Raw genomic sequence first — 24,645 nt, 5'->3', positions numbered from 1 at the left:
AATCTAATCTATCCCAATTTATCAAAAACAGGATCCTTATGACGCTGGACTTGGGCACCACTTTAACGTTACTGCTAGTTATCGGCTTTCTGGCCCAATGGCTGGGCTGGCGCACTCACCTGCCGGCAATATTACCACTTTTGCTAATCGGCATTCTGCTGGGTCCGGTAACCGGCTGGTTTGATCCGGATGCAACACTTGGTCCTCTTTTATTCCCTGGGATATCACTTGCCGTCGCTATTATCTTGTTTGAAGGTAGCCTGACGTTACGTTTTTCAGAATTGCATGGAATAGGTCGCGCTGTTCACGGCATGATCACTTACGGCGCAGCACTGGCTGTAATAATGCTAGCAGTAGCGGCACACTGGATTGCAGATCTTACCTGGGGGATCGCGTTTCTATTTGGTGCTCTAACGTGCGTAACCGGGCCAACAGTAATCCAACCGATGCTGCGCACCTTACGGCCCACAGCACACGTTGCTAATGCCTTGCGCTGGGAAGGGATTGTTCTGGATCCACTGGGAGCACTGTTCGCCGTACTGGTATTTCAAGCCGTTCTGACGCAGCTACAAGACCATTCACCGGGCACGTTTCTAGTCATGGTAGCAGTCGGTGTAGTGGCCGGACTCGGTGCCGCCGCAATTTTGGCTACTCTGATCTATCAGCAGTGGATTCCAGAATATCTGCAGAACTATGCCACACTGGCTACCGTGCTGGGTATATTCACACTGTCAAACACACTGATCCATGAATCCGGCTTGCTCGCAGTTACCGTCATGGGCATTGTACTAGGCAACTTAAGAATCATTCACATCGACCATATCATGACTTTCAAGGAAGATTTGTCTACCTTGCTGGTTTCTGTACTGTTCGTGATATTGTCTGCACGCCTCCAATGGCCACTGCCCGATGGTGTGCTGTGGGCCGGCATTCTGATATTTCTGGCAGCACAAGTAATCATCCGTCCGATATCGATATTCGTTGCTACCCTGGGCAGCCAACTCAGTTGGCGTGAACGAGCCTTACTGAGTTTTGTTTCGCCGCGTGGAGTGGTTGCCGCTGCTATTTCCTCACTTTTTGCACTACACCTGGATGATTTGGGCATAGAGGGTGCTGACGCCTTGGTGCCGCTGGTATTTATTTTAATTATTGCCACCGTGGTATTACAAAGTGCCACGGCACACCACTTGGCACGCTGGCTTGGGGTACTCGCACCAGAACCCAAAGGAGTGTTGATTTTCGGCTCAGACACAGCTGCCCGAACGATTGCTACGGCACTCAATCAACAAAAAATTGACGTTATTCTTGCGGATGACAACTGGAATATGATCAGCCAGGCACGCATGGAGGGATTAAAAACATTTTTTGGCAATCCGACCTCAAGAACCGCTGAATTACATCTGGATCTGACTCCCATTGGCCATTTTTTGGCAATTTCCGGCCGGCGAGAACTCAATTATTTGGCATGTCTGCACTACCGCGAGGAGCTGGGACGCGAAGCGGTTTATCGCATGCGTGTTCTGAAGCCGGACGATACTACGGATCGTCAAACATTTGCTGGCAAACTGCGCAGCAAGGTGTTATTTAATCCCGACATGACGCAACTCAAGTTCAACGAATTACTCTCGCAAGGATGGACGATCAAATCCAATGAGCTGACCAACGTATTTGGCTGGCCTGAATTTCTAGCACAACACGGTCAAGATGCTATTTTGCTCTTCGGCATTGATCCCACCGGACAATTAAAAATTGCCAATGACAAATATAAAACGGAACCACGAAATGGCTGGACCGTCATTGCGCTGGTACCACCTTCACACAACAAGGCAGATAACTCTGATGCACAGTGACGCAATTTATCTACGCTGTCCAGCTAATAAATCAGGTAGGGATCCAGAGATTATTACAGTTTTCGTTAACTGCTTTCCCTTTACTACTTATTCATAAAAATCATTACAATGAATGATTTACGCTTATCGCAAGAAGAAATGGGGTCTTCATATTTTGAGCATGATGCAAATATTGGAGTTATCGGAAATATGCACAAAGGATAATGCTGGAAATCAGATAGCGGGACTACCATTGTCTGCATGGTCCCGCACTTCAATAAATACATCCATCTGTTGCCCTACATAAACAGGCAATTGTTCTCGATCGAAGCTATAAAGCGCCTGTAATACCCGTGTATCGACCTGTTCGGTACTGTCGCCGGTAAGGGACTGTTTGGGGATAACGTAGGGCTCCACATAAGCTGGTGTTAGTTCAACGCTAAAGTTCCGGTTTCCCCGCAGATAAGCCATGGCCTTGCTATGTCGGTCGAATCGCCAGGCATCATTTTCGTCAATATCCACCCGCACATGCAACTGATCAAGATTACCCAACAGCATCAACGGCGTGGTCAGGAAACCCACCTGTGCAAATTCACCCGGGCGAATATTGACTTGCAGGATTTCGCCGCTCACTGGTGCCCGGACAACCAGCAGATCAAGCGTAGTCTGTGTGCTGGCCAGCAAGGCCTCCGCCTGCCGTACAGCGGTTTCCGCACTGCTCAGCCGAGCTTTGCTAATACGCAAGGTGTTGTGCCGCCTGAGCATTTCTTCGCTGCTGACGGCGCGCTGATCGGCAAGGGATTCAATCAGATCACTTAACGATTTGCTGTCCTCGAGCATGGCTCTGGCTTCCATAAGACCAGCTCTGGCCCTGGCAAGATCAGAATTTCTGATGGCGAGTTCCGCACGCGCTTCGCGATCATCCAGGTAAAAGAGCGGAGTGCCTACTTTAACTTTATCTCCCACTTCGACAGCAACTCGAGTAACCAGCCCAGACAGAGCGGTACCAACAGAAATATTCCGGCTTTTCGCCTCGATGATACCCGCTCCTGCAATAAATGATTCGTAAGGCGAGGCAGCTGGCTCTGCTGCAGCAAGGGCCACTGGGAGCGACTGGTTACTGCTGACGATCGTATAGGACGCGAACAGAAATCCACCAATTGCCAATATAGGCAAGGTATGTCCAATTTTCATGATGATTTTTTAGGGTACCTCTAAAAATTATTTTCCAGGTGAACCGCGGCATTACGCGATACTCACTACCTCGCCTATCCATTTGATATGTCTCGTTGTTGCGCTTCATCCCGCACAACCGGATTTTCAGAGGTACAATACTTATGACAAACCAACATATATTCAATAAGTTGCATAGCTTTACGTTATTTTCAGGATACGACCGTCATCCATCTTGGCAGTACGATCGGCAAAATCAAAAATCCGGGAATCGTGTGTAACAATAACCAATGCCCGGTTTGCTTGCAGAACGGTACTTTTGAGCAATTGCATGATCGTGTGCCCCGTTTCATGATCCAGCGCACTGGTCGGCTCATCACAGACAATCAGCCCAGGATCGTGAATCAGCGCTCGGGCGATTGCCACGCGCTGCTGCTGTCCACCGGAAAGCTGTGCAGGTAGGGAAGTGGTACGATCACCGAGGCCGACCTCTTCGAGAATGCTATTTGCTCTGCGTTCAGCCTCGACACGCTTGACACCATTGATGAGTAACGGTACGGACACGTTTTCAGTCGCCGTGAGCGACGGTAGCAGATTGAAAGCCTGAAAAACAAAACCGATATGATTCGCTCGGAATGCTAATTTTTTCCGATCCGACATCGCAGCCAAATCTTTACCGAATACTTCGCAGCTCCCCTCATCCTGATCAAGAATACCGGCAATGACCGAAATCAAGGTGGTCTTTCCACACCCAGATGGGCCAACCAGCATCATCAACTCACCTGTTGCAATATCAAGATCAATACCATCGAGAGCGGTCACTTTTTGGCCACCAGTCTCATAGACTTTAACGATATTCCGGCAACGCACTGCCAGCGTATGTACGCTCATCAACTTTTGAAGACAATAGCAGGTTCCAGACGGATCACCTTGAGTATGCTGATGACCGCAGCAAATATACAGATAAGGCCAATCCCCACACCACTAAAAATCAGCAGTTGCCAAGTAAATTTGAATGCAAGTATGGTATCGTGCATGAAATAGCCAAACAACGCGGTTGAACCTACACCGAGCCCATAACCGATGCTTCCCACCAGAATGGCCTGGAGCAAAATCATTTTTAGCAAAGTTCTGTTACTGGTCCCCATGGCTTTCAGCACACCAAACTGGCGCAAGTTATCCAACGTGAAATTATAAAAAGTTTGCCCGGCAATGGCTGCGCCTACCATAAATCCCAACAGCACCGAAATCCCGAAATTAATCGGAATGCCTGTATTCTTCATGAAATAGTCGTAGGTCAGATCCATAAATTCCTGACGAGTGTAGGCAGCCAAACCGGTGGATTCGCGTATGCGACGGGTCAGTACGGAAAGATCCTGTCCGGATTTTGCCTTGACCAGAATGAAGGAAAGCAGTTTCCGCTCTCGTGGCGCATAACTTTTTGCCCGCGAATATGTCGTATAAATAATAGGCTGCGCCTGGAAAGTGCGCGAGATTTTTGCAATACCGACGACGACCGCCCGGTGATCATTCACCTCCAAACTGTCACCGACTTTGATGGGTACTGATTTTCCGCCAGGTTCACGTGACGGCTTTGTAAGTTTATCCCGCACCCCATCAATATCAACGATGATGCCGTCACTGCGGCGCAAGTCCTCGATGTTGCCTTCCAGCATGATGGGTGGACCACCGATGAGCGTAGCATCATCCAACCCGACGACGAAACAGCTCTGAAATGTGCCATTAGCCAGACGAGCTCTCAATAGCCCCTTGTACATTGGTGTCGCCCATTCCACCCCGGAAACTCCCCGTACCCGGTAGAGCTCGGTATCCTGCAAAGGTTTGATGTCATCAACAAATTGTACTTTAGAGTCCATTACCCAGATATCGGGCAAGCTCACATCCGTTATGAAACTGTAGGTTCGGGTCATCAGTCCGAGAAAAATAGCAGGTTGCTGGGTCATGATCAGGGAAGCGAAAGTCAGCCCCATAATGATACCCAGATACTTTCCCCTGTCCCCCGTCAGCATTTTCAACGCGATGTGATACATGGATTGCCAGTGCTTGGCACGGCCCTATAAAAATAGTTAACTTCAAATCTTTCGAAGAGATCACCCGATGACATCACCTGAGCCGGTGATTGTCAAGCTGACCACAAAAATACCCGGGACACATAGTTTTTCAGCCCCGAAAACCATTGTGATCAGTTTACACAACTGACTTTTCACGGTACTGCAATCCCGGATAAACACTCTGAAAATTCTTGACAAAATCATCAAACGGCGCAAGATAAGAACACAGCACACAAGAGAGAAGTGAAGTTGTCAACTCTAGTAACGGGCTGAAACTGTCCGCTGCTAAACAAGTCTGCCGTATGAAAGGAGAATGCCATCATGAGTATTCGTAATATTCAGCCTGGTTTCCGTCAAGTCTCGTCACACTACACTATCTTTCAGGAACGCGTTGATGATGCCTACAAAATTAGAGGAAAACTGCCAGAACCAACAGTGTGTCCACAATGCAGCGCAGTATTCCAGAAAGGTCGCTGGCAATGGCTTGAAATGCCCGTAAAGGCACAGCAACATCTCTGTCCAGCTTGCCAGCGCATACTTGATCATTACCCGGCTGGTTATTTAACACTAGAAGGAGAATTTCTCCAGTCTCATCATGATGAAATTTTACGTCTTGTGCAGAATTTCGAGAAAATGAAAAAATCTCAACATCCACTACAACGTATTATCGCAACAGAAGAACAAAATAACAGCCTGCTGATTACGACCACAGACATCCATCTGGCACGTGGCATTGGTGAGGCGATTCATGATGCCTATCAGGGCGGCCTGGAACTTCAATATAACCAGGATGAAAACTTGTTGCGTGTGTACTGGTCCCGTTAAACCGTTAACCAATCAATCTGTTCTCAAAACACATACAGGAGGCTGTCATGACTGTCAGTGAAATTTGCAACCGGGAAGTCAGAACCATTCAACGCGACGGATCTGTACTAGAAGCGGCCAGGATGATGCGCCAATATCATGTTGGCGCACTTATTGTGATCGATAAAGTGAACGATCGTGTAATACCGGTCGGAGTCATCACTGATCGCGACCTTGTAGTGGAAGTTCTCGCCACCGGGCTAGATAAAGAAGCAATTACTGTCGACGATGTCATGACACAGGAACTGTTCGCCGTAAAAGAAAATACTGCCATACACGATGCCATTAATTTCATGCGCCGGAAAACTATCCGCCGTTTGCCGATTATTAACGATAATGGTGAGCTGGTCGGAATCCTCACAACAGACGATATTATGGAAATACTATCGGAAGAAATGCTTGATCTTGCTAAATTGATCCGGTACGAACATAAAAAAGAAATACGTCATCGCCCCTGACTAGTTTTACCAGAAGCTTGTCAATGGAACCGTCATAAACATGGCAGCTACAGGGCAAGCTTACTGCTTACTTCTCGCACGCTCTCTTGAAATTCCACTGAATCGCTCAATATTGAGACCAGTTAATAATTCCTGAGAGGAAACACCACATGGAACAATCTGCTGTAACCCCGTTTGAGCTGCCCGCCGATATCATCGCCCTGGTACCGATGCGGAACGTCGTACTGTTTCCGCATGTCGTTATGCCTGTCACGGTTGGTCGGGCGCGATCGATTGCATCCATTCAGTATGTCCTGCAATCAAAAACACCGGTTGGCATTGTGCTACAGAAAGATCCTGCGATTGAAAAACCTGGGCTGGATGTACTTTACCCGGTAGGCACCCTCGCTAATGTCGTGCGCCACATCACATCCGAAGATGGCACGCATCATGCAATTTGTCTGGGCGTTGAGCGCTTCCGGATCAAAGAACTGGTTGAAGGCTACCCCTTCATTGCCGCACGGATACAACGCATCCCGGAAACCATACCAGATACCACGCAAGTAGAAGCACTCACGTTGCAATTACGTGAGCGTGCCATGGAAATTTTGTCACTGTTACCTGGTGTACCGGCTGAACTGGCGCATGCACTGCAGGCAACCCGCTCACCGTCTGATCTGGCAGATATTACTGCCAGTCTGCTCGATACTGAAGTAGCTGAAAAGCAGGCGCTGCTGGAAACAATTGATATTGAAGAACGTTTGCATAAAGTGCTGCAAATTCTGGCGCGGCGTATTGAGGTGCTGCGGCTCTCACAAGAAATAGGCGAGCGTACCAAGGAGCAAATGGAAGATCGCGAACGCAAGTTTTTGTTACGCGAGCAACTGAAAGCAATCCAGAAAGAACTCGGCGAAGAGGGTGAAAATGAACAGGAAGTCGCCAAACTGGATGAAGCCATTACTGCTGCCGGCATGCCGGAAGATATCGAACAGCAAACCCGCAAAGAATTGCAGCGATTACAGCGGATGCCTGCTGCTTCCAGCGAATTTTCCATGCTGCATACCTACCTTGAATGGATAACAGAATTGCCCTGGAAGTTGCCGGAGGAAACACCGATAAACCTTGATGCTGCGCGCTCAATTCTTGAAGCTGACCATTTTGGATTGGAACGAATCAAACAGCGCATCATCGAATTTCTCGCTGTGCAAAAATTGAAACCACAAGGCCGCGCACCGATTCTCTGTTTCGTCGGTCCGCCTGGTGTCGGAAAAACTTCGCTCGGACAAAGCATTGCCCGCGCGTTACAACGTCCATTTGTCCGGGTATCGCTGGGTGGTATACATGATGAAGCGGAAATGCGTGGTCACCGCCGCACCTACGTTGGTGCCATGCCGGGCAATATTGTGCAGAATCTACGCAAGGCTGGTGCACGCAACTGCGTGATGATGCTGGATGAAATTGACAAAATGACCGCCAGCGCACATGGAGATCCCTCAGCAGCATTACTGGAAATCCTTGATCCGGAACAAAATGCAACATTCCGTGATAACTATCTGGGTGTCCCGTTCGATTTAAGCCGAGTGGTTTTCATCGCCACTGCCAATGTTATTGACCAAGTCTCACCGCCGGTCCGCGACCGTATGGAAATCATTGATCTACCTGGTTATACACCGGAAGAAAAACTGCAAATCGCACAACGTTATCTGGTGCAACGACAAAGCGAAGCCAACGGCTTGCAATTGGATCAATGCATATTGTTACCTGAAGCCTTGCAAAGCATTATTGCCAATTACACCCGTGAAGCGGGCGTACGCCAGTTCGAACGTGAAATCGGCCGGATCATGCGCCACGCTGCCCTGAAAATCGCGCAAGGTGAGCAGCAACAGGTACGAATTGATGCGAACAATCTGATGGATATCCTGGGCCCTGAAAAATATGAACATGAACTGGCACTTCGCACCAGTTTGTCGGGGGTGGCAACTGGCTTAGCCTGGACACCGGCCGGTGGAGATATCCTGTTTATAGAGGCTACGCGCGTTGGTGGCAGTGGCCGCCTGATCCTAACCGGGCAGCTTGGCGACGTGATGAAAGAAAGTGCACAGGCCGCTCTCACGCTGGTTAAGGCACGTGCGAGTGATTTGAATATTGCGGCTTCAATGTTTGACGGAATCGATGTGCATTTGCATGTGCCTGCCGGTGCCATTCCTAAAGATGGACCAAGTGCCGGGGTAGCAATGTTTACCGCACTAGCTTCGTTATTCACCAATCAACTGGTAAGGCACGATGTTGCAATGACGGGTGAAATCAGCCTGCGAGGCCTGGTCTTGCCGGTTGGCGGTATCAAGGAAAAAATACTGGCAGCACAACGCGCCGGTATTCAAACCGTGCTGCTGCCTGCCCGGAACCGGAAGGATCTGCATGATGTTCCCGAAGCAATACGCACAACCATGCAGTTTGTTTTTCTGGAAACGGCTGATGATGCTATTCGGGCAGCCTTGGATGTTTCTATTAACGCATCTGACAACAACGATCAGGAATCGTCCTGAAGACAAGAAGCCGCTGCCACCTACTTTTCTTGTAGCAGCGGCAATTTGTCGCATAGCCATTAAGTGTCATCCGAGTTATAGTTAAATTATCAGGCAGCTTTTTTTCATCTGCCATATTGCTGTCCGATCGCAGTCGCAATCCTGACACGTTCAACTCATACAAGGAGAAAACCTTATGGGAAACGAAGCACAGAACACGACAAGCACTTCCCCTTTCCACTACCAGAACAATTACTCATCCGTGTACGAAACAGGTCAGCTGCGGCGCGCAAAAATGCACGTTGCCCATTTGATCAGTCACTTTGGTAGCAAGGAAAATCTCCCACCAGCGTTACTTCAGTTACTCGAAACCAGCATCATCTTGAAGACAACTGATTCAAAAGTGCTCGCTCACTGGTTAAAACGAAAACAGGCTGCCATTCATGCCGATTTACAAAGAATACGCCATTTCCTCGCGGAAGAACCGGGATGATGACATTCCAAATTAGTTATCAGCACCCGTTCTGAAAGATCATGATTAGATCTGCAATGATCGACTATTGGATCGAGCATTGTTCTCAGCCTGATGGAACCCATGTACCATCTCATTCTTCTATTGATGCATTATCACGACTTATAATCCTTCAGTTTTACAAGAAAATGGAATAAAAAATGAAATTTCCTATCCTGATTTTATTATTGCTGGCTGCTCCTGTTTCATTTGCAGCCAGCGATCTATCCAATTTGCAGCGACAAACCAATACAGCTTATGAACAGATGAAACAGGCTGAAAGCAAAGCCAGTAAGGCAAAAAAGGAGATGCAGATCAAGCAGGACAATTTGCGTTACTACCAGGAAAAAGTAACTGAAACCAAGAAAGAATTCCAGGCTGCACAACAGGCTTCACAAAAAGCTGAAGAAAATCTGACAGCAGCCAAAAAAAGATGGAGTGACTATTCCGAAGAGCTTTACCAGAAATGGCATCAATAGGAATTAGGGAATAAGGCCATACGGGGAGATTGTCAGGCAGTGCCCACCAGCTCAGATTACGCTGCATTTATCCGAAAGGATGATGAAAAACGATTGTTTCTATTCGATCAGGACCGGTTGAAATCATCGATATGGGTGTCTGGCAGACTTCTTCTATACGTTTGAGGTAATTTTGTGCGGTCTTGGGAAGTTGATCAAAATCCTTGATTCCCGCCGTACATGCCTGCCATCCTGGTAATTCCTCATAAACTGGTTCAATATCAGCCAGATCATCCGCACCAAATGGCAAAGCATCATACAATCTGTCTGACTGTTTTGACTTATAACCCGTACAAATCTTTAATTTCTCCAAGCCATCAAGCACATCAAGCTTGGTAATACATAATCCTGAAACACCGTTGATCTGAATTGAACGTCTGGTAGCCACTGCATCAAACCAGCCACAACGGCGCGGGCGCCCGGTAGTGGAGCCAAATTCATTGCCTCGCTGTGCCAAGTATTCACCAGTCGTATCTGCCAACTCAGTAGGAAAAGGCCCCGAACCTACGCGAGTGGTGTAGGCTTTGGTAATACCCAGTACGTAACCCAGCAACTGTGGCCCGACACCGCTGCCTACTGAAGCTGCACCAGCAATACAATTACTGGAAGTAACAAAAGGATAGGTGCCATGGTCAATATCCAACAAAGCTCCCTGTGCACCCTCAAACAACAGATTGTTTCCAGCCTTGTTGGCTTCAAACAGCAGTTTAGGAACATCTGCGACCATTGGCTGAATTCTTTCAGCTTTTTTCAGACATTCATCCAGTATCTGGTCGTAGTCTACCGTTGCTGTATGGTAATAGTTCTTCAGCAAGAAATTATGGTAGTCGAGTACTTCTTTCAATTTGCTGGCAAATCGTTCTGGGTAAAACAGATCCTGCAGACGTATTGCGCGCCGCGCAATCTTGTCCTCGTAAGCCGGGCCAATCCCCCTGCCAGTTGTGCCAATCTTTTCCGGCCCTTTTGCCAGCTCACGAGCGCCATCTACTGCGATGTGATAGGGCAAAATTAACGGACAAGCCTCGCTGATACGTAGCCTGCCGGACACATCCACACCAGCCTGCTCCAGCATACTCATTTCGTCCAACAATGCACCAGGAGACAAAACCACACCGTTACCAATGTAACAAATAACATCCTTGCGCAATATTCCTGAAGGGATCAAATGCAGCACAGTTTTCTCACCATTTACTACCAGCGTATGCCCAGCATTGTGTCCTCCCTGGAAACGGATAACGCCTGCAGCCCGATCGGTCAGCCAGTCGACAATCTTGCCCTTACCCTCATCCCCCCACTGCGTTCCAATGACTACAACATTCCTGACCATACACTCATCGATCTCTCAGAAATTATTTCCAAAATAAAGCACCACGCTGTTTACAGCGTGGTGCTTTAGACATATTCTTCCAACAGCGCGGAGCCCTCTATCTTTAAAGAGAGATTCCCTACTACAGATGTCTGTTTACCCTGAAACAGGGCAAATTTCCCATTTGCCATTCCGTAAAACCAGATTTCTGTCACACCTGGCTACTTCTTTACTGTTCTCTCCAGGCAATTCTGTCACCACGATATGCCCTGCGATACGCAGCTGCTTGATCATTGCTGCAAGTTCATCATCCTGCGGCTTCCACGGTGCCAGTATTCCTCGGGGATAATCATTTATATCAGTCAGACGTGATAATTGTTTCAAATCAAGGCTGAATCCGGTTGCTGGTCTCGCTCTACCGAATGATTTACCGATTTCATCATAGCGCCCTCCCAATGCAATCGCGACAGGGCTTCCCTGTGTATATGCGGCAAACACCATCCCCGTGTGATAGTGATAACCTCGCAAGTCGGCCAGATCAAAAATTATCCTGTCAACATAAGGTTCAAGTGCCTTCGCAACATGCTCCAGTTGATCCAGAGCCTCCCTGATCTCCGGAAAATTCGGTAGGTATTTGCGTGCGCGTAAAAGAACAGTTTCATCTCCGTACAACTCCGGCAACAGCAGCAATGCTTCCCGAACCGTCTTATCCAAGTCATTCAGGCCAGTGTACACCAGCTCCCTAAGAGCACTCGTATCCTTGGCCCACAATGCAGCATAAAGCTCCATTTCAAACTCGGGCCTGATTCCTGAACCATAAATCAGACTGCGGAACACTCTGATATGTCCAAGATCAAGATGAATCGACTGGATACCGGAAACAGACAAGCATTCCAATAGCAAACGCTGGATTTCAAGATCACTCTCGATACCGGAATGCCCATATAATTCGGCCCCCACCTGAAATGGCTCTCGTGTGCGGGTAATTTCATCAGGTACCGTATGAACAACACTGCTGGCATAACAAAGCCGAGTCACACCATTGGTGTTCAGCAAATGTGCATCAATCCGGGCTGCCTGCGGTGTCATATCTGCCCGTAACCCCATCATCCTGCCGCTCAGTTGATCGACAACCTTGAACATACGCAGATTCATGCCACTGCCACTCCCGGCCAGCAGAGACTCCACATATTCCAACAGGGGTGGCATCACAAACTGATATCCATGAACAAACAGCTTGTCCATGACAAGACGACGAATCTTTTCTATACGATAAGCGTCACGCGGCAGTACATCTTCGATATATTCAGGAAGCAACCAGTTACGCATTTTTAATGTTGCCCAGAATGAATTAAACCTGGATCAATAACAGGAACAGTCAAAATTATCAGAGGAAAGATATCAATCAATCAACTAACCAGATAAAGAATAATGAGACCAGTCAGCATCGTGCTGAGACCCATAAATCTTATCTGGCCGTCATTCAGCTGCAGGAGTTTTTGAAAAACTTCTCGCCAGGCACCTGGAGACGAGAAAGGAAAGATACCTTCCAGAATCAGCATCAGTGCAATTGCCTTCAGAAAGGTATCCCACATATTAAATCCCAATCATTAATAAAATATTATTCTATATAAACAACTATTTATATCAGCCATCCTCCAATACCTGAAATGCTGATTTTTAGCATGATATTTCAACTCAAGGTATAGCTTTGCTTCCATTTTTATTTTTTATGGCCTGTCGGATCTTTCATATATTTAAAAAACTCCGAGTTTGGCTCCACAACAAGAATATCTTCCTTACTTCTAAAGGATTTTTCATACGCATCCAAGCTGCGGTAAAATCCATAGAATTTTGCATCCTTCTGGAAAGCTTCAGCATAAATTGCCGTAGCTTGAGCATCACCCTCCCCCATGATTTTTTGTGCGTCACGATAGGCCTCAGCCAAAATTACCTCGTGCTGACGATCAGCATCTGCCCGTATTTTCTCAGATTCCGCAAAACCTGTTGATCGCAGTTGGTTTGCCACTCGCTTACGCTCTGCCTCCATTCTGCGATAAACAGATTCACTGACTTCCTGAGGAAGATCCACGCGCTTAAGCCGTACATCCACAACCTCTACACCAATCTTTTCTGCATCTGTGTTTGCTTTCTGGCGCATGACCTCCATGATCTTGTCACGTTCGCCAGAAACCACATCATGCACCGTCCGATTACCAAATTCATCACGCATACTAGAATTTATTGTTTGTGCAAGACGTACTCGTGCTAACGTTTCATCCCCCTGCACACTAACGTAGTACTGCTTTACATCTACAATACGCCATTTGACGAATAGATCCACTAGAACGTTTTTCTTCTCTGAAGTGATATAACGTTCAGGTTCTTCTGAATCCATCGTCAAAATACGTGAATCAAAAAAACGAACATTCTGGACAAAAGGTATTTTTAAATATAAACCAGGAGATGTTTTTACCCCTACAACCTCCCCCAGCTGAAATAACAATGCCTGTTCACGTTGATCAACAATATAAACAGCAGAACTACCCACAACTGCCAAAACCAGCAAAAGTACAGCAAATATAGATGAAATCGCTTTCATTATCTCACCTCCCGTTCACGACTGCGAAAAGACTCACGCGAGCGCGAGCTTATATCTGAGGAAAAATCTTGATTTTCGTTTTGTTGTTTAATTGTCCCCGTAGATGATTTCGCCACCCCAGAATCAGCCTGAATCAATTTGTCCAATGGCAGATAAAGCAGATTCCCTCCTCCTTTTTCCTGATCAATCAGGATTTTGCTGGTACTAGATAATACGTGCTGAACCGTATCAATATACATACGCTCACGTGTTACTTCCGGCGCCTTGGCATATTCCACCAGCACCTGTTCAAAACGACTGGCATCACCCTCTGAGGCTGTGATTACCCTTTGTTTATATCCTTCGGCTTCCTCTAATAAACGGGCTGCAGCACCTCTGGCTCTCGGAATCACGTCATTTGCATAGGCCTGTCCCTCGTTTCTTTGCCGTTCTCTATCCTGATTGGCTTTGACCGCATCATCAAAAGCTGCCTGCACCTGCTCAGGTGGCTGTGCATTCTGCATAGTTACCCTGTTGATAGAAATACCAATCTGATAACGATCAAGAATTTTTTGCATTAATACAGTCGTTCTAGCAGCCACCTCTTCACGTCCTTCATAAAGGACAAAGTCCATTTTACTGGTACCAATCACTTCTCGAATAGCTGTTTCCGCTACCTGCAAAACGCTGTCTTCCGGCTCGCGATTAGTGAACAGAAAATCTTCGGGACTATTAAGTATATATTGCACAGCAAACTGAATATCAACGATATTCTCGTCATCTGTAAGAATTAATGATTCCTTTAGCACCTTGCTGCGTACATTATTACGATATCCAATTTCTACTGTACGCACCTGAGCTATATTGACATCCTCAACAGATTCAATTGGTGAAGGAACATGCCAGCGCAGCCCAGGCTGCGTTGTTTCTACATGTTTACCAAATCGCAGCACGACTCCTCGATGGCCTTCATCAACGATGTAGAATCCGCTTCCCGCCCACGCGACCAAGAGCAGGAACCCAATGATTCCAATACCTGTACTACTTGGTCCATCGGGATCCTTCCCATCAGAATCCCCGTTACTATCGCCTCTGCCCTTCCGACCAAAAAGCTCATTTATTTTTTGATTAAAGCTGCGCATAACTTCTTCAAGATCAGGAGGACCGGAATTACCTCTCCTTTTCCCCCATTGCGGATCATTCAAGCCCATGTTGATTTAGTCCTTTTCATTATTTATAGAAGTGGCACGGACATTGTCGTTCATGCTTACGGATGTTGCTGAATGCTGCTTAATTTATTCAAGTTTTGATCAAACGCTTCTACCAGCGCTTCATAGAGATAACCAAAACCTGCTCCCGTCCTTGCACTGAGATGAATTCTTGCGATTCTACCATACTCATCGCGCATGTAATTTTCTGACGAACCCTGCTCAATGAGGTCGATTTTATTCAAAATCAGGATTTGCGGTATAGTATCTGCCCCAATTTCCTGCAATAATTTATTAACCTCACTGATTTGCACATCCCGATTGGAACTGGATACATCAACCACATGCAAAAGCAGGTCGGCCTGTATGGTTTCTTCCAGTGTGGCACGGAACGCGGCGACAAGCGTATGCGGCAAATCCCGAATAAAACCAACTGTATCAGAAATTACGATCAAACCACGTTCTGGAAGAAAAAGTCTCCTGGTAGTCGTATCCAACGTAGCAAACAACTTGTCTGCAGCATATGCATCCGACCGAACAAGCCGGTTGAACAAAGTTGACTTACCAGCATTGGTATAACCCACAATGGAAACGGACATGATTTCAGAGCGTTTTCTCGCGCGCCGTTGCACATCTCGTTGCTGTTTAAGTTTAGCCAGCTTCTCCTTCAGGAATTTTACGCGCTTTGCTAGCAAGCGTCGGTCAGTTTCCAGCTGGGTCTCCCCGGGGCCACGCAGACCAATTCCACCTTTTTGGCGCTCCAGATGTGTCCATCCTCTCACCAGCCGTGTGGAAAGGTACTCCAGCTGAGCCAGCTCAACCTGTAGTTTACCTTCGTGGCTTTTGGCACGCTGCGCAAAGATATCCAGAATCAGACTGGTACGATCTATGACGCGACAGGCCAGTGCTGTGGAAAGATTTCTTTGCTGTATTGGAGACAGCTCGTGGTTGAATATCACCATTGCAGCTTGTGTTTGCACCACTATCTGGCTGATTTCCTCCACCTTGCCTTTTCCGATGAAAGTAGCAGGATCGGGCTGCTTTCGTGTTCCTTCGACCACCGCAACTATGGACAGTTGATCACTGTAAGCAAGCTCTTTCAGCTCATCCAGACTTTCCTTATCATTTTTGCCAAAATTGATATCTACTAATATTGCGGTATTATCCGCTGCCGTTCCGATGTCATGATTCATCTTACTCGGGCAGTGTTTCAGCTGGCACCGGAATTGAAACTGCCTTACCTGGTACTATAGTAGAAATAGCATGTTTATAAACCATCTGTGTAACAGAATTTCTCAATAAAACCACGTACTGATCAAAGGAATCAATATGTCCCTGCAACTTGATACCGTTGACCAGGTAGATGGAGACTGGAATATGTTCCTTACGCAAAACATTCAAAAATGGATCTTGCAATAACTGTCCTTTAACGCCCACTGTTTACCCTCCCTGGTTGAATTTCTAGTTATTTGGTTAAAGTAAGTACCCTCATGGGTAAACTGACTGGTTCTGGCAGTGTTTTTGCCAAGATCCTAAACCTGCCGCATCATCAGATCAACAAAAAAATTAGAATGCATAAAAATTCATCTTGTGGGTATTGACGCTGTCAAAATATGATGCGAAAAACCATAAGTCTAACACGGCTATAATGGTACTCGTGTAGCACTGTTTTTATGTTTTATCCAAAAAAGGAGTTTAAGGAGTGGAATAAAAACAACAGCGAGCTAATATCAGACGACATGGAACGTCGAACAAGTCCCTGACCAGAAAAGCTTACTCTACACACCCAGATATTACTCAGTCACATTTTCAGCAGGCAATACTCGGCTTTCAGGGAACCACATCCTAAAAATACTGCCTGCCCCAGGCTGACTGGTAATTTCCATACTCGCCTGATGGCGGTTCAGAACATGCTTGACGATAGCAAGTCCGAGACCGGTGCCACCGGTTTCGCGAGAACGACTGCGATCCACCCGATAAAAACGTTCTGTCAACCGGGGAATATGATTCGGCTCAATGCCTATCCCGCTGTCCTGAACGTAAAACAATCCTTTCCCATTTTCCACCGTCCAGTTCAGGGAAATCACCCCATTTTCAGGGGTGTACCGCACAGCATTACTGATGAGGTTTTCAAATGCGCTGCGCAGCTCATCTTCACTGCCAAGCAGCATGGCATGGCTGGCAAGATCAAGGGAAATAGTATGGCGGCCAGCGCTTAATGATTGGGCTTCCTGATAAAGTCCCTGTAACAGCTTAACGATATCTACCTTTTCTTCAGCCAGATTATTTCCGGCATTCTCCAGTCGGGATAGCGTCAGCAAATCCTCTACCAGACGGCGCATGCGGGTAGCCTGGTCAAACATCAGTCGCAGTGCATTTTTCTCCATGTCACCGGATACCTTGTTTTCTTCCAGCAGCGTTTCAAGAAACCCTCCAATTACTGTCAAGGGTGTACGCAATTCATGCGAGACATTCGCGACAAAATCACGCCGCATAATTTCAAGTTTTTCAAAACGTGTTACATCCCGGCTGATCAGTAATTTTTCCCTGTCACCATAAGGCACTATCTGAATAGAAAGCAGCGTATCGCGAAAACGTGTCTGATTGAGTAGAAAAGGCTTGCTGAAATCTCCCGCATCAAGATAAGCCACAAATCGTACCTGACGTACCATGCGAGTAATATGCTGGCCGGCATCCATCCCAAGATTGAGGCCCAGGTGCAACTCGGCAGACGAATTGCACCACTCGATCTGATCTTTGTCGCCCAGGATGACAATTCCTTCCGGTAAAGCAGATGTCGCGCGCTGCAGTCGCTCCAGCGAGAGATTCAGTCCCAGGCGTTCCTTATCGCTACGCCTGACGAAACGTGCCAATCTGGCAAAAACGACTCCCCACAAACCAGATCTATCGGGCACTGTCGAATAGGAATAATCCGAGTGGCGTAACCATTGATCCAGGCAATATAATGTATAAAGATGATAAATAACAATCCCGAGCAGGATGACGCTGTACAGACCCAGTACGATTGCTATATCAAATATCATCCCCGTCAATGCAGCAATAATAGTCAGCCATAAAATGGGAGCAAGACTGAGCCAAAAGGTATTCACGTAATTATGAGCAGTGACAGGATTGATTTTTCAGTACAGCTCCAGCAGTATCCGTTTTTCCAACTTCAGCCTTCACCTTGGAATATTATCCGGATCTTATACAAGCGAGAAGAAATTTACGATGCGCTGCGGCAGCCAATCCAGTTTCCCCGGAAAAGCACCATACATAAAGCCAACATGCCCTCCTTGCCGCGGAAACTCCAGTGAAACGAAAGATGATACTTCAGATTTCTGTGGTAGCACACTTTCAGGCAGAAAAGGATCATTGCGCGCATTGATCAGCAGTGTTGGCACACGAACAGATCCAAGCCACGGCTTGCTGCTGGATTGGCGCCAGTAATCATCCGTATCCCGAAAACCATGCAACGGTGCTGTAACCAGGTTATCAAACTCATACAATGAATTGCAGGCCGCAACTGCCCTGGCATCCAGCAACCCAGGAAACTGTTTATTTTTTCTCAACGCCTTGCGTTTAAGGGTGATAAGAAAATGACGGGTATAAACCCGGTTAAAACCGAAATCGAGCACCTTTCCAGCTACTGCCAAGTCAAGCGGAACGGAAACTGCAACGGCACCTGCAATCAATCTGGCTGCCTGGGTACCTTGCTCACCCAGCCATTTCAACAGCGCATTACCACCAAGCGATATGCCGACAACATAACAGGTAGTATTTTGTTTGTGCGAATCGTTCTGCTGCGTCACATAGCGCAACATACGATCAATATCTTGCGAATCACCCGCATGGTAAGCACGCGGCAAACGATTGGGGGATCCAGAACAACCACGAAAATGAATAACAACACCACGCCAGCGCAATGTTTTTAAGAATCGCATGATACTCAACGCATAATGGCTTTGTGAACTGCCCTCCAAACCATGAAACAGAACTACCAACGGTTTATCCGGCTCCCCCTCCAGCCAGTCAATATCAATAAAATCTCCATCATCCATCTCCCAGCGCTCACGCTGGTAACGAATTGTCGGATTCAGATTAACGAAATAAGGAAAAATGGTCTGCGCGTTTCCTCCGGGAAGCCATCCGGGGGCATGATAAGACTGAAGTAACCGGGATCCGGGCAAAGAGAAATGGGTAGTCATTATAAATAGTATTAAACCTTCTAAACAGGTAAATCCAGCAGATCAAGCCATTACAGAATAACCAGATTATCTCTGTGAACAAGTTCATATTCACCTACATAACCCAGTACAGCTTCGATCTGGCTGGAGGGGCGACGCATGATCTTGTGTGATTCACGTGCGCTGTAATTGGCCAGGCCACGGGCAATTTCGCGGCCACTGGTATTCAGGCAAGATATGGCCTCACCTCGTTCAAAATTTCCTCTCACCTCCACCACACCGATAGGCAGCAGGCTTTTGCCTCCAGACAGCAATGCTCTGCTGGCGCCATCATCTAATACTACGCTACCCCGCACCTGAAGATGATCGGCCAACCATAACTTACGCGCAACCTTCACCGGCATATCGGCCAGCAGACTGGTTCCAATTGCCTCTCCATTCGCCAGGCGAACCAGCACATTTTCCACCCTGCCTGATGCAATCACTGTATGAGCCCCACTGCGAGCAGCCCGTCTGGCCGCCATCACTTTACTCTGCATGCCACCACGACCGATACCACTGCTCGTTCCGCCAGCCATGGTCTCGATATGCGGATCACTGACACTGATCTCGGAAATCAGTGTTGCATCGGCATGCTTACGTGGATCCCCCGTAAACAGACCCTCCTGATCAGTCAGGATAACCAGCACCTCAGCTTCAATCAAATTGGCAACCAGTGCCGCCAGATTATCATTGTCACCGAACCGGATTTCATCAGAAACCACCGTATCGTTCTCGTTGATAATTGGAACAATATCCAGGTTCAACAATGTGAGAATCGTCGAACGGGCATTCAGATAGCGTTTACGACTCGATAAATCATCATGAGTCAGCAAAATCTGGGCAGTCAGCAATTTATATTCACTGAAACAATCTGCATAGGCCTGGGCAAGGTCCATCTGACCGACTGCCGCTGCCGCCTGCAGCTCGTAGAGCGCGGCGGGGCGCGTTTTCCAGCCCAGGCGCTGCATACCTTCAGCAACCGCTCCGGAGGAAACCAGCACGACTTCCTTGCCCATTTTTTTGAGTCGGGAAATTTGTCCAGCCCAGCCTCCAAGCACCTGACGATCAAGGCCGCTTCCTTCGTTTGTCACCAGACTGCTGCCAACCTTTACAACAATCCGGCGTGCAGATTGCAGAATTGATCGTGTCATAAAAATCAAGTTTCTTCGGTAACAGGCTGTAGTTGCTCCAGATATCCCATAATGGCATAGGTCAGCGCCTGGCACCCTCTCCCAGTTAGAGCAGAAATGGCAAACCAGCGATCTTCCCAGTCAAGCGCCTGCAGCAAATGCGTGCAAACAGCTTGCTGCTCATCCTCAGGCAGTAAATCTACCTTATTAAATATTAACCAGCGTGGTTTACGATAAAGCACTTCATCAAATTTGCGAAGCTCGTCTACTAGTGCCCTAGCTGATTGAACAGGATCAATATTCTCATCAAAAGGAGCCACATCAATAATATGCAGCAATAAATGAGTGCGGCTGAGGTGTTTAAGAAAACGGTGTCCGAGACCGGCCCCTTCCGCAGCACCTTCAATCAAGCCAGGAATATCCGCCATTATAAAACTGCGCCCGGCATCGACCCGCACCACCCCTAAATTGGGATAAAGCGTAGTAAACGGGTAATCAGCCACTTTCGGCCGCGCTGCAGAAACGGCACGGATCAAGGTTGATTTACCGGCATTCGGTAATCCAAGCAATCCTACATCAGCCAGCACCCTAAGCTCCAGCTTGAGTTCAAACTGTTCTCCTGCCTCACCATGAGTAAATTGCCGGGGGGCACGGTTAGTGCTGGATTTGAAATGGAGATTACCCAACCCTCCTTTACCGCCTTTGGCCAGCAGCACTTTCTGCTGATTTTGCTTGAGATCTGCCACAAGCTCGCCTGTCATATAGTCGGTTATGATTGTACCTACCGGCATACGCAATACAATATCTTCTGCTCCTTTGCCATAACAATCAGAGCCACGTCCGTTTTCTCCTCGTTTTGCGCGAAAAACTGGCGTAAAACGGTAATCGATCAATGTATTGAGGTTGTGATCCGCCAATGCATAGATACTGCCGCCACGGCCCCCATCTCCTCCATCCGGTCCACCTTTGGGAATAAACTTTTCACGGCGAAAGCTGGCAACACCGTTGCCGCCATCTCCTGCAAAGACCTGTATTTTTACTTCATCTATATATTTCATGAGTGCTCCGCAGCAACTATTTCGATTGCGATTGCAGACGGAAAAATTTATCCTGGTAAAAACTATACAAAATAAAAAGCCCCATTCAAGCAATGGGGCTTTTTTCCAGCTATCCGGTCCGATCAATCGGATCATCAGGAAGGAATAACTGCAACTGTTCTCCGATTCAGTCGACCTCTGATGGTAAAAACAATTTTACCATCCACTTTAGCAAACAGAGTGTGATCACGTCCGATTCCTACGTTATCACCCGGGTGGAACTGAGTACCACGCTGACGCACGATGATTCCACCCGCCCTGATCACTTCACCACCGTAGCGCTTCACACCCAGTCTCTTGGAATGAGAATCACGCCCGTTCCTGGAGCTTCCGCCCGCTTTTTTATGTGCCATGAATTAATCTCCTTATGCAGAAATACCTGTTATTTGGATCTCAGTGTAATTCTGACGATGTCCCTGTTGTTTCCGATAATGTTTGCGACGGCGCATTTTGAATATACGTATTTTGTCATGTCGCCCGTGGCTGATTACTGTTGCGCTAACTTTTGCCTGATCAAGTAACGGCGCACCCGTAGAAACAATTTCTCCATCTGCAACCATCAGCACCTGATCCAGCTGAATATCACTTCCTACTTCCACGGGCAGTGTTTCCACTTTCAATTTATTCCCGATCTGAACTCGGTACTGTTTACCACCTGTCTTGATTACTGCGTACATATTCCATCTCCCGTCCTAGAACCGCGCATTATAATAACATACGTGGATTTTGTGTAATAAATTCAATCGTGCCACGACATACAACATTTAAAATATGCACTCTTTCAAGTGTGCTTATTGCCTTTTTTATAGACAGAATCTGCCCATTCAGGTGCGGTGTTATAATCAGCCGGTTTATTTCCAAGTAATGGATCTCTCATGCCGGTACCCCATCTCACCAATACCCTGAATGCACCCACCTTTGATCTGGAAAAACGTATTCTGACAGCCAAGCCAACTATCGAACACTGGTTTCGCAAACAATGGCAACTCCATACCGTGCCTTTTTATTGTTCGGTAGATCTGCGCAACAGCGGTTTCAAACTGGCACCGGTTGATACCAACTTGTTTCCTGGTGGATTCAACAACCTTAATCCGACTTTCATCCCGCTATGCATTCAGGCGATGATGAATGCCGTCGAAAAAATCTGCCCGGACGCACATAATGTTTTGCTGATTCCAGAAAATCACACCCGCAATATTTTCTATCTGCAAAATATTGCCATGTTGCAGTCCATCATGCAGCAGGCTGGTATGAATATCCGCATCGGCTCACTATTGCCAGGAATTGATCATCCTGTATCCGTACCACTACCTGGCGGTGAGCCTTTGTTACTGGAGCCAGTACAGCGCAAGGGGAACAAACTGTTTGTTCAGGATTTTGACCCTTGTGCCATACTTCTGAATAACGATCTATCCAGCGGAGTACCTGAAATCCTGCAAAATCTGGATCAGACAATTATCCCACCTCTCCACGCAGGCTGGGCCACTCGCCGTAAATCCTGGCATTTCAGCGCCTACGACAACGTAGCACAGGATTTCGCAGAGCTGATTGATATTGATCCCTGGCTTATTAACCCGTATTTTACCGCTTGCGGAAAAGTTGATTTTCAAGAAAAAGAGGGACTGGATTGTGTCGCTGCAGCCGTAGATGAAATTCTGAACCAGATCAGGGAAAAATACACACAATATGGAATCAGTGAAGAGCCGTTTGTTATCGTCAAGGCTGATTCAGGCACTTACGGCATGGGAATCATGAGTATCAAAGATGGTACTGAAGTCTACAAACTTAACCGCAAACAGCGCAACAAAATGACGACAATCAAGGAGGGGCTGGTTGTGAAAAACGTACTGGTGCAAGAAGGAGTGCATACATTTGAGAACATTCACCAGGCCGTAGCGGAGCCCGTTATCTACATGATTGATCATCACGTAGTGGGAGGATTCTACCGGGTCCATACCAGTCGGGGTGTTAATGAAAACCTGAATGCACCAGGCATGCATTTTGTACCATTGGCATTTGATACCACCTGTATGCAGACCGATCCCTCCGCTCCTCCGGATGCAATCCCTAATCGTTTTTATACCTATGGTGTAATCGCCAGGCTGGCACTACTTGCCTCTGCCATCGAGCTGGAACGGTATATTCAAACCCCATTGTCCACACTGGCAATGGCCGAAACCCGATGAAACTGGCTTTTATTCTAGACCCGCTCGACAGTATCAAAATTGGCAAGGATTCAAGCTATGCCATGATGTGTGAAGCGGCGTCCCGTCACCATCAGCTGTATACCTTGCAACAAAGTGGCTTGGCCTGGAAAAATCACCAGGTAATTGGTTTCGCACGATCACTGACACTCATCGATCCTCCGGATAACCCCCATCGCTGGTATGAGGAAGGCGTTATAGAAGAAATTCCACTGACCGAATTTGATGCCGTGCTCATGCGCAAGGATCCTCCCTTCGACACCGAGTATATCTACAGCACCTATCTACTCGAACTGGCTGAACGTCAGGGTGCTTACGTTGTGAACAGCCCACGGGGCATTCGTGATCACAATGAGAAACTGGCAATCACAGAATTTCCACAATTTATACCCTCTTCACTGGTAACCAGCCAGGAACAGCTGATTCTCCAGTTTCTTGCCGAACATAAGGATATTATCCTGAAACCACTGGATGGCATGGGAGGTGCTGGTATTTTTCGCATGCAGAACACCGACCATAATATTGGCGTCATCATCGAAACGCTAACACGTTATGGCACTCGTACTATCATGGCACAACGCTTTCTACCGGAAATCCGCGAAGGAGACAAACGTATATTGCTAATTGCTGGAAAACCTGTCGATTATGCACTCGCACGCATCCCCAAACCGGGAGAAACGCGTGGCAATCTGGCGGTTGGTGGCACCGGTAAAGTACAACCGCTGTCAGCACGTGACAGGAAAATTTCTGAAGAACTCGGACAAATCCTTTATGCTCGCGGCTTGATGCTGATAGGCTTGGATGTCATCGGCAACCATCTAACGGAAATAAATGTCACCAGTCCAACCGGTATGCGGGAAATCTCTGATCAAACAGGAATAAATGTTGCAGGGCTAATGATTGATGCGCTGGAACAAAATATTCATTGAAATACTAAAGAAGTGGCTAAAAAAGGCCTGAT

Annotated in this window: 24 protein-coding genes; 8 read left to right on the top strand and 16 right to left on the bottom strand. The window is 47.3% G+C overall.

What is annotated here, in order from left to right:
* Positions 1 to 38 precede the first annotated feature (38 nt).
* Positions 39 to 1,850 (top strand): cation:proton antiporter, encoded by a 1,812-nt coding sequence (locus ACZ5EJ_RS04345; protein ID WP_464557551.1) that lies wholly within the window; start codon positions 39 to 41, stop codon positions 1,848 to 1,850.
* Between the two features lie 213 nt (positions 1,851 to 2,063).
* On the opposite strand, the gene ACZ5EJ_RS04340 is transcribed toward ACZ5EJ_RS04345, so the two are convergent.
* The 3 genes from ACZ5EJ_RS04340 to ACZ5EJ_RS04330 form a co-directional block, all read right to left on the bottom strand.
* A complete protein-coding gene (locus tag ACZ5EJ_RS04340) occupies positions 2,064 to 3,023 on the bottom strand; it encodes an efflux RND transporter periplasmic adaptor subunit (protein WP_011634059.1) in 960 nt (319 codons plus the stop codon).
* A gap of 180 nt (positions 3,024 to 3,203) precedes the next feature.
* Positions 3,204 to 3,893: an ABC transporter ATP-binding protein gene (locus ACZ5EJ_RS04335; RefSeq protein WP_464557549.1), complete on the bottom strand. Its 690-nt coding sequence runs from the start codon at positions 3,891 to 3,893 to the stop codon at positions 3,204 to 3,206.
* A complete protein-coding gene (locus tag ACZ5EJ_RS04330; RefSeq protein WP_464557547.1) occupies positions 3,893 to 5,053 on the bottom strand; it encodes an ABC transporter permease in 1,161 nt (386 codons plus the stop codon). The genes ACZ5EJ_RS04335 and ACZ5EJ_RS04330 overlap by 1 nt, the downstream gene beginning before the upstream one ends.
* A gap of 342 nt (positions 5,054 to 5,395) precedes the next feature.
* Between ACZ5EJ_RS04330 and ACZ5EJ_RS04325 the strand changes: the two genes are divergently transcribed.
* The 5 genes from ACZ5EJ_RS04325 to ACZ5EJ_RS04305 all read left to right on the top strand — a co-directional run bounded on the left by ACZ5EJ_RS04325 (position 5,396) and on the right by ACZ5EJ_RS04305 (position 9,890).
* Positions 5,396 to 5,899: a BCAM0308 family protein gene (locus ACZ5EJ_RS04325; protein WP_011634056.1), complete on the top strand. Its 504-nt coding sequence runs from the start codon at positions 5,396 to 5,398 to the stop codon at positions 5,897 to 5,899.
* A 47-nt stretch (positions 5,900 to 5,946) separates the two neighbouring features.
* The gene (locus ACZ5EJ_RS04320; RefSeq protein ID WP_074455979.1) at positions 5,947 to 6,396 is read left to right on the top strand and encodes a CBS domain-containing protein; all 450 of its coding nucleotides are present in this window, start codon (positions 5,947 to 5,949) and stop codon (positions 6,394 to 6,396) included.
* 149 nt (positions 6,397 to 6,545) lie between these two features.
* Positions 6,546 to 8,921, top strand: a complete 2,376-nt coding sequence (lon, locus tag ACZ5EJ_RS04315) for an endopeptidase La (protein ID WP_464557546.1) — start codon at positions 6,546 to 6,548, stop codon at positions 8,919 to 8,921.
* 175 nt (positions 8,922 to 9,096) lie between these two features.
* A complete protein-coding gene (locus ACZ5EJ_RS04310) occupies positions 9,097 to 9,393 on the top strand; it encodes a hypothetical protein (RefSeq protein ID WP_011634053.1) in 297 nt (98 codons plus the stop codon).
* 179 nt (positions 9,394 to 9,572) lie between these two features.
* Positions 9,573 to 9,890, top strand: a complete 318-nt coding sequence (locus tag ACZ5EJ_RS04305) for a hypothetical protein (RefSeq protein WP_011634052.1) — start codon at positions 9,573 to 9,575, stop codon at positions 9,888 to 9,890.
* 67 nt (positions 9,891 to 9,957) lie between these two features.
* Here the strand turns inward: ACZ5EJ_RS04305 and ACZ5EJ_RS04300 are convergent, their stop codons facing one another.
* From ACZ5EJ_RS04300 to rplU, 13 genes are all read right to left on the bottom strand, one after another.
* The gene (locus ACZ5EJ_RS04300) at positions 9,958 to 11,256 is read right to left on the bottom strand and encodes an adenylosuccinate synthase (RefSeq protein ID WP_011634051.1); all 1,299 of its coding nucleotides are present in this window, start codon (positions 11,254 to 11,256) and stop codon (positions 9,958 to 9,960) included.
* Between the two features lie 135 nt (positions 11,257 to 11,391).
* A complete protein-coding gene (locus ACZ5EJ_RS04295) occupies positions 11,392 to 12,564 on the bottom strand; it encodes an ATP phosphoribosyltransferase regulatory subunit (protein ID WP_011634050.1) in 1,173 nt (390 codons plus the stop codon).
* An 80-nt stretch (positions 12,565 to 12,644) separates the two neighbouring features.
* A complete protein-coding gene (locus tag ACZ5EJ_RS04290; protein ID WP_011634049.1) occupies positions 12,645 to 12,830 on the bottom strand; it encodes a DUF2065 domain-containing protein in 186 nt (61 codons plus the stop codon).
* Positions 12,831 to 12,958: 128 nt separating this feature from the next.
* Entirely contained in the window at positions 12,959 to 13,837 is an 879-nt protein-coding gene (gene hflC, locus ACZ5EJ_RS04285; RefSeq protein ID WP_011634048.1) for a protease modulator HflC, read from the bottom strand.
* Positions 13,837 to 15,027: an FtsH protease activity modulator HflK gene (gene hflK, locus ACZ5EJ_RS04280; RefSeq protein WP_011634047.1), complete on the bottom strand. Its 1,191-nt coding sequence runs from the start codon at positions 15,025 to 15,027 to the stop codon at positions 13,837 to 13,839. Before hflK ends, hflC begins: the two co-directional genes overlap by 1 nt.
* Positions 15,028 to 15,083: 56 nt before the next feature.
* On the bottom strand, positions 15,084 to 16,217 hold the full coding sequence (hflX, locus tag ACZ5EJ_RS04275) for a GTPase HflX (RefSeq protein WP_464557543.1): 1,134 nt from the start codon (positions 16,215 to 16,217) through the stop codon (positions 15,084 to 15,086).
* Position 16,218: 1 nt separating this feature from the next.
* Positions 16,219 to 16,461, bottom strand: coding sequence for an RNA chaperone Hfq (gene hfq, locus ACZ5EJ_RS04270; protein ID WP_011634045.1), 243 nt, complete (start codon positions 16,459 to 16,461; stop codon positions 16,219 to 16,221).
* Positions 16,462 to 16,817: 356 nt separating this feature from the next.
* On the bottom strand, positions 16,818 to 18,134 hold the full coding sequence (gene phoR, locus ACZ5EJ_RS04265; protein WP_011634044.1) for a phosphate regulon sensor histidine kinase PhoR: 1,317 nt from the start codon (positions 18,132 to 18,134) through the stop codon (positions 16,818 to 16,820).
* 96 nt (positions 18,135 to 18,230) lie between these two features.
* Positions 18,231 to 19,232, bottom strand: a complete 1,002-nt coding sequence (locus tag ACZ5EJ_RS04260; RefSeq protein ID WP_074455970.1) for a hydrolase — start codon at positions 19,230 to 19,232, stop codon at positions 18,231 to 18,233.
* Positions 19,233 to 19,282: 50 nt separating this feature from the next.
* On the bottom strand, positions 19,283 to 20,404 hold the full coding sequence (gene proB, locus ACZ5EJ_RS04255; RefSeq protein ID WP_074455991.1) for a glutamate 5-kinase: 1,122 nt from the start codon (positions 20,402 to 20,404) through the stop codon (positions 19,283 to 19,285).
* Between the two features lie 5 nt (positions 20,405 to 20,409).
* Positions 20,410 to 21,441 (bottom strand): Obg family GTPase CgtA, encoded by a 1,032-nt coding sequence (cgtA, locus tag ACZ5EJ_RS04250; RefSeq protein WP_011634041.1) that lies wholly within the window; start codon positions 21,439 to 21,441, stop codon positions 20,410 to 20,412.
* Positions 21,442 to 21,575: 134 nt separating this feature from the next.
* Positions 21,576 to 21,833 (bottom strand): 50S ribosomal protein L27, encoded by a 258-nt coding sequence (gene rpmA / locus ACZ5EJ_RS04245; RefSeq protein WP_011634040.1) that lies wholly within the window; start codon positions 21,831 to 21,833, stop codon positions 21,576 to 21,578.
* Between the two features lie 12 nt (positions 21,834 to 21,845).
* On the bottom strand, positions 21,846 to 22,157 hold the full coding sequence (gene rplU, locus ACZ5EJ_RS04240) for a 50S ribosomal protein L21 (RefSeq protein ID WP_011634039.1): 312 nt from the start codon (positions 22,155 to 22,157) through the stop codon (positions 21,846 to 21,848).
* 198 nt (positions 22,158 to 22,355) lie between these two features.
* Here rplU and gshA point away from each other — a divergent pair, with 198 nt between their 5' ends.
* Both gshA and gshB read left to right on the top strand, forming a co-directional pair.
* The gene (gene gshA / locus ACZ5EJ_RS04235; protein WP_011634038.1) at positions 22,356 to 23,666 is read left to right on the top strand and encodes a glutamate--cysteine ligase; all 1,311 of its coding nucleotides are present in this window, start codon (positions 22,356 to 22,358) and stop codon (positions 23,664 to 23,666) included.
* On the top strand, positions 23,663 to 24,613 hold the full coding sequence (gene gshB, locus ACZ5EJ_RS04230) for a glutathione synthase (protein WP_011634037.1): 951 nt from the start codon (positions 23,663 to 23,665) through the stop codon (positions 24,611 to 24,613). Before gshA ends, gshB begins: the two co-directional genes overlap by 4 nt.
* The last annotated feature ends 32 nt before the right edge of the window (positions 24,614 to 24,645 follow it).

This window comes from Nitrosomonas sp. TNE100 (genome assembly GCF_055387135.1).
Note: the sequence above shows the minus strand (reverse complement) of the source record. Positions and strands in the feature narration are given on the sequence as shown.

Bases quoted from the DNA above. Each gene is read 5' to 3' on its own strand.
- ACZ5EJ_RS04345 (WP_464557551.1), top strand. From the start codon at position 39: ATGACGCTGGACTTGGGCACCACTTTAACGTTACTGCTAGTTATCGGC.
- ACZ5EJ_RS04340 (WP_011634059.1), bottom strand. From the start codon at position 3,023: ATGAAAATTGGACATACCTTGCCTATATTGGCAATTGGTGGATTTCTG.
- ACZ5EJ_RS04335 (WP_464557549.1), bottom strand. From the start codon at position 3,893: ATGAGCGTACATACGCTGGCAGTGCGTTGCCGGAATATCGTTAAAGTC.
- ACZ5EJ_RS04330 (WP_464557547.1), bottom strand. From the start codon at position 5,053: ATGTATCACATCGCGTTGAAAATGCTGACGGGGGACAGGGGAAAGTAT.
- ACZ5EJ_RS04325 (WP_011634056.1), top strand. From the start codon at position 5,396: ATGAGTATTCGTAATATTCAGCCTGGTTTCCGTCAAGTCTCGTCACAC.
- ACZ5EJ_RS04320 (WP_074455979.1), top strand. From the start codon at position 5,947: ATGACTGTCAGTGAAATTTGCAACCGGGAAGTCAGAACCATTCAACGC.
- lon (WP_464557546.1), top strand. From the start codon at position 6,546: ATGGAACAATCTGCTGTAACCCCGTTTGAGCTGCCCGCCGATATCATC.
- ACZ5EJ_RS04310 (WP_011634053.1), top strand. From the start codon at position 9,097: ATGGGAAACGAAGCACAGAACACGACAAGCACTTCCCCTTTCCACTAC.
- ACZ5EJ_RS04305 (WP_011634052.1), top strand. From the start codon at position 9,573: ATGAAATTTCCTATCCTGATTTTATTATTGCTGGCTGCTCCTGTTTCA.
- ACZ5EJ_RS04300 (WP_011634051.1), bottom strand. From the start codon at position 11,256: ATGGTCAGGAATGTTGTAGTCATTGGAACGCAGTGGGGGGATGAGGGT.
- ACZ5EJ_RS04295 (WP_011634050.1), bottom strand. From the start codon at position 12,564: ATGCGTAACTGGTTGCTTCCTGAATATATCGAAGATGTACTGCCGCGT.
- ACZ5EJ_RS04290 (WP_011634049.1), bottom strand. From the start codon at position 12,830: ATGTGGGATACCTTTCTGAAGGCAATTGCACTGATGCTGATTCTGGAA.
- hflC (WP_011634048.1), bottom strand. From the start codon at position 13,837: ATGAAAGCGATTTCATCTATATTTGCTGTACTTTTGCTGGTTTTGGCA.
- hflK (WP_011634047.1), bottom strand. From the start codon at position 15,027: ATGGGCTTGAATGATCCGCAATGGGGGAAAAGGAGAGGTAATTCCGGT.
- hflX (WP_464557543.1), bottom strand. From the start codon at position 16,217: ATGAATCATGACATCGGAACGGCAGCGGATAATACCGCAATATTAGTA.
- ACZ5EJ_RS04260 (WP_074455970.1), bottom strand. From the start codon at position 19,232: ATGACTACCCATTTCTCTTTGCCCGGATCCCGGTTACTTCAGTCTTAT.
- proB (WP_074455991.1), bottom strand. From the start codon at position 20,404: ATGACACGATCAATTCTGCAATCTGCACGCCGGATTGTTGTAAAGGTT.
- cgtA (WP_011634041.1), bottom strand. From the start codon at position 21,441: ATGAAATATATAGATGAAGTAAAAATACAGGTCTTTGCAGGAGATGGC.
- rpmA (WP_011634040.1), bottom strand. From the start codon at position 21,833: ATGGCACATAAAAAAGCGGGCGGAAGCTCCAGGAACGGGCGTGATTCT.
- rplU (WP_011634039.1), bottom strand. From the start codon at position 22,157: ATGTACGCAGTAATCAAGACAGGTGGTAAACAGTACCGAGTTCAGATC.
- gshA (WP_011634038.1), top strand. From the start codon at position 22,356: ATGCCGGTACCCCATCTCACCAATACCCTGAATGCACCCACCTTTGAT.
- gshB (WP_011634037.1), top strand. From the start codon at position 23,663: ATGAAACTGGCTTTTATTCTAGACCCGCTCGACAGTATCAAAATTGGC.